The organism is Psychrobacter sp. FME5, assembly GCF_014861375.1.
Lineage (GTDB): Bacteria > Pseudomonadota > Gammaproteobacteria > Pseudomonadales > Moraxellaceae > Psychrobacter.
This window is the reverse complement of sequence record NZ_RRYX01000158.1, coordinates 1-4,502: the sequence shown is the minus strand read 5'-3', so window position 1 is coordinate 4,502 and position 4,502 is coordinate 1. Positions and strand designations below refer to the sequence as shown.

5 protein-coding genes and 2 pseudogenes are annotated in these 4,502 nt (G+C 42.4%); 6 read left to right on the top strand and 1 reads right to left on the bottom strand.

What is annotated here, in order from left to right; translation table 11 throughout:
- From EI161_RS13450 to EI161_RS13430, 5 genes and pseudogenes are all read left to right on the top strand, one after another.
- The coding region (locus EI161_RS13450) for a transposase (protein WP_192529714.1) at window positions 1-131 on the top strand (131 nt) is incomplete at its 5' end.
- Window positions 131-976, top strand: a complete 846-nt coding sequence (locus tag EI161_RS13445; protein WP_192529778.1) for a Tn7-like element transposition protein TnsE — start codon at window positions 131-133, stop codon at window positions 974-976. The genes EI161_RS13450 and EI161_RS13445, both read left to right, overlap by 1 nt.
- 108 nt (window positions 977-1,084) lie before the next feature.
- Window positions 1,085-1,276 (top strand): annotated as a pseudogene (locus EI161_RS13440) (type I restriction-modification system subunit M N-terminal domain-containing protein); the annotation flags it as partial.
- Window positions 1,277-1,329: 53 nt separating this feature from the next.
- Window positions 1,330-1,827 (top strand): transposase, encoded by a 498-nt coding sequence (locus EI161_RS13435; RefSeq protein WP_192524696.1) that lies wholly within the window; start codon window positions 1,330-1,332, stop codon window positions 1,825-1,827.
- Window positions 1,803-2,150, top strand: a complete 348-nt coding sequence (locus tag EI161_RS13430; RefSeq protein WP_192524697.1) for a hypothetical protein — start codon at window positions 1,803-1,805, stop codon at window positions 2,148-2,150. Before EI161_RS13435 ends, EI161_RS13430 begins: the two co-directional genes overlap by 25 nt.
- Before the next feature lie 459 nt (window positions 2,151-2,609).
- On the opposite strand, the gene EI161_RS13425 is transcribed toward EI161_RS13430, so the two are convergent.
- Window positions 2,610-3,674, bottom strand: a complete 1,065-nt coding sequence (locus tag EI161_RS13425; RefSeq protein WP_192524698.1) for a 2,3-butanediol dehydrogenase — start codon at window positions 3,672-3,674, stop codon at window positions 2,610-2,612.
- A 274-nt stretch (window positions 3,675-3,948) separates the two neighbouring features.
- Between EI161_RS13425 and EI161_RS14845 the strand changes: the two are divergent.
- Window positions 3,949-4,080, top strand: a pseudogene (locus tag EI161_RS14845) (IS3 family transposase); the annotation flags it as partial.
- Window positions 4,081-4,502 lie beyond the last annotated feature (422 nt).

Below are 4,502 nucleotides of genomic sequence, written 5' to 3'. Positions count from 1 at the left end.
CGAGGCACCTAATAGAGAACTTCTTTGCCAAGATTAAGCAGTATCGTGCGATTGCCACTCGCTATGATAAGTTAGCCAGTCATTTCCTTAGTGCCATTCACTTAGTTTCTTGTGTCGTTTGGCTTAATTGATGACACGCCCTAGTAACATTCAATCCTCTTTATCTGAAAAAGTGTATTTTTATAGCGATAAGTTCAAGGTCGGTGCACAACCAGGCAATAAAGGCGGTAGTGCGGGAAGACCTGATCTTACTGAGAGTGATTCTATTGACGACCAACATGATGCAAACATTGATACTAAAGTAAAAAAATTAGATATTCCAAAAACCTCTTTTAGTTTTATAAGCCCTATTGAGACTCGGAAAATCGCGAAAAGAAGGTCCAAAGGAAGAGTTAACACAGATATTGATTCTAATGATGAGTTTGTAGTGTTAGATCTAAGTACTGATGAGGCTACAATCGACGGTACAGCTTGCCAAGCTAACTTTTCGGGCCTAGATGACCAAAGTGATGAACTGCAGCTGTATATGCAAAGATTTGAAGCTTTTAAGATGCTTATCGAGAGACTATCTGAGGAAAAGGAAATTTACTATGATGAAAACTTACATTTTTTACCAGCTGTTGGTCGATCGAGATTACATAGAACGACAGACGGTAATAATCGATCTTTGCTTGAACTACAACTAAAGACCAAAACAGCTTATTTTATCATTTTAGAAATCGATATGAATGATACTGATAGAATGCTGTCAACACTAATAATTAAAGTAAAAGATTTTGAACGATGGGATCGGCAACTTGAGAAAACATTACAGTTGATAGTTCAACGTTCAATTAATTGGCCTACCGATGTCTATCTAAACAAATTTGGAGTAGTAAAGAGAATGAAGCACCCATCATTCTCATTTAAATCAACTGAAACCAATATCGAATTTGACGGATGGTTAAACCGACTAACCAGTATTTTAGAAATTTGATCTCCGTTTAAATAAAAAATTGCTATGGTCCAGTTATTATCAACGAATCAAGCATTGTAATACCCACTTTTTAACCTGTTCCTCTTTTATTTCTATAGGATTCTTATCATGACAAGTACCCAACAACGAGCCGAACTACACCGCCAAATCTGGCAAATTGCAAACGAGGTTCGTGGCTCAGTCGATGGCTGGGACTTTAAGCAATATGTACTGGGTACTTTGTTTTACCGTTTTATCAGTGAGAACTTTTCCAGTTATATCGAAGGGGGTGATGAGAGCGTCAATTATCCCCCTATGGCAGGATAGTTGTCACCCCTAAAGAATAATCCAAATGGGGGCATCAAGGACACATCATGCCACGTTATAGTGACGAACGTAAACAAGCCATACTCAGCAAACTACAACCCCCAAGCAACATGAGCGTTGCTGCAGTATCAAGAAGTGAAGGCATCGGCTTACAGACCCTGTATAATTGGCGCAATCACGCCAGAGAACAAGGTCAGCCCATGCCCACCAACCACCATACCCCAGATAACTGGACCAGTGACACCAAACTTGCCACCGTTATTGAGACTGCCGCCCTAAGCGAAAGCGAGCTTAGTGAATACTGCCGCAACAAAGGCCTCTATGTCGAACAAATCAAAGCTTGGCGAGCCTCTGCCCTACAAGGCTTTAGTAGCAGCAAACAGCAAAGCCTCAAAGACAAGCGTCAACAACAAACAGACCGCAAGCAGATTAAGCAACTCACCCGAGAGCTTGCCCGAAAAGAAAAAGCCCTAGCTGAAACTGCCGCCTTATTGGTACTGCGAAAAAAGTTGGATGCGTTTTGGCAAGAGCACGAGGACGACTGACCTCACTTTCAGAGCGCAAGCAGTACATCAACTGGATCCAAGAAGCCAATGGATCAGGGGCAAGACTCACTCTGGCCTGTTGTGAGGTTGGCATCAGCATACGCACCTACAGGCGCTGGTATAAAGCGGGTCAAGTGAGTGCTGACCTGCGTCCTGATGCCGTGCGCCAAGCCCCGAGGAACAAACTGACGCAAGCTGAGCAAGCTGTCATTATAGCCGTCTGCAATCAGCCTCGCTTTGCCAGTCTGCCGCCCACCCAAATCGTACCCACCTTACTTGTATTTCAGAATAGCTATGGTCACCTTTTAAGAGACTTGCGATGATTTGCTGCTTCTCAGTACCGCGTGCAAAACCTTGCATCTGACGACTATAGTGGTCTTCATAGTGAACCACCCCAGGATTGTCGTAAACTTAGCGTCTTATGAGGATGTACTAAGTGCTAACTTCGAAATAATTGAAATGCTTATGCTAAATGATGACAAGAAAAGCCTAACCAATTTAACGAAGAACCAGATATTAAAAACCTTGTCTGTATGACAAACAAAAACAATACCTCTGGGAGTTGACTCCCAGAGGTATTGTTTTGTTTAGTCCTTCGCTATGATTCTGGTAAAATCTTTAGGTACCGTCATAATCAATTGGCACAAGTACTTTAAATCGCTTTAGGAGTGTCACCGTGTGTCTAAGGTTTCCTAGGTAAATTTGGGCAACTTGAGGTTTGGTTAATTCTAACGTGCGGATTAAAACCACCTAGCTAGCCAGATATCCCCTTGCCTTACTGTTTACAGGTTTGGGTTCACAATAATTTTCACTGCTGATTCATTGTTGTGAATTAAAGTCTCAAAGCCTTTAGCAATCAAATCATCCAATTTGATACGTTGAGTAATAAAGGGCTCAAGGTTCACTAAGCCATCTTCGACCAATTTGATGGTTTCTTGATGATTGTTTACATAACCAATAGTCCCACGTACATCGAGCTCCTTCATGACTACGCTATGTACATTTACGGAAGCTGGGTGGCTCCAGATAGAGACAATCACAACCACACCAGTAGGTTTAGTAAGTTCAACCAGTGAGTCCAATACCTTATTGACGCTGGTGCATTCAAAGGCCACGTCCACACCGCGGTTATCCGTAAGCTTCATGACTTCTTCAGGCAAATCTATTTCAGTCGGATCTAAAATGTAATCGGCAACCTCACTTTCTTTAGCCTTCTCTTTGCGCTTGGCACTCAATTCAGTGAGAATGACGGTAATACCTTTGGCTTTTAAAACGGCAGCCAATAACAATCCAATCGGACCACCACCACCGACCAAAGCGACATCACCTGCTTTGGCACCACTGCGCACAAAAGCATGATAGCCAACGGCTAACGGTTCAATCAAGGCTGCTTGATCTAATGGGATTTTATTAGAGATAGGATGTACCCAGCGACGCTTGACCGCAATTTTTTCAGACAAACCACCACCGCGACCACCAAGACCAATGAAGTTCATATCTTTTGATAAGTGATAATTCTCACCAGGCGCGGTAGACACATCATCGGCAATAATATATGGTTCAACCACGACATGCTGACCAACCTCAATATCATCAACACCCTCACCGATAGCATAAACGACCCCTGAGAATTCATGACCCATAGTGATTGGGGCAGACTCTCCTGAGATGGGGTGAGGATGACCGCAAGGGGGGATAAAAATAGGACCTTCCATAAACTCATGCAAGTCAGTACCACAGATGCCACACCAAGCGACATCGATTCCAACGGTACCCGACTCTACAGTAGGCTCTGGAATATCTTCAATACGAATATCGCCTTTGTCATAAAAACGTGCCGCTTTCATATAAATCTCCTTTGATTGTCATTAGAAAAAAATATTGGATGGTGCATCAAAAATTATGCTGGCATCAAACGTAGCCATAATAGATGATTGTAAATATTTGGCTGAGCAGATACAACGTAGGCCTAGATGCCCTAACCTCAAAATCATTATCCACTGCCAAAGCACGATTGCAACCGTGAGCTACACACATATAAGCCTAAAAGAACGATATCAGATTTATGGCATTAAAAGGGCATAACATGGCAGTCAATTTGTAGCAGAAGCTGTCAGAAAGATAGCAGACAACAATCGTAACTTGAGCGCAACTGTTCAGCAGCTCGGAATAGAGATGCAAACGTTATCTAATTGGCAGAGTAAAGCGAATAAAGGCAATCTCAAAGGCTGTGAGCAATATGACCCACAATTATCAACTGGTGTATGATGTCAATTCCGTAGAAATGAGGTGAGCTCTATCTCATAGCTGGTACTGCACCCAGAAGAGTCAGGTTTGTTCAGCATGCCCTTTGCTATCAAGTCATTGAACCAACCCGACTTTATCGGAGGTTAATTTACCTGAGTCAGGCAGAAATTACTAACAAGGTAGGATTGAGTCTCCGACAATCCTGGGGCGGTTCAGTCCTGCCAAATACGTTTGATTTCACTCTTAGATTAACACATGAAGTGCAATACCAAATGTGAGGTGAAAAAAAGACCTAGATGCGCTAGCATCAAAGTTTTTATCCACCGACCAAAGTGAGATTGCAACCATGAACTATACACATCTAAGCCTAGGTGAACGATACCAGATTTATGCCCTTAAAGGGGCAAAACATAGTATTAAATTTATAG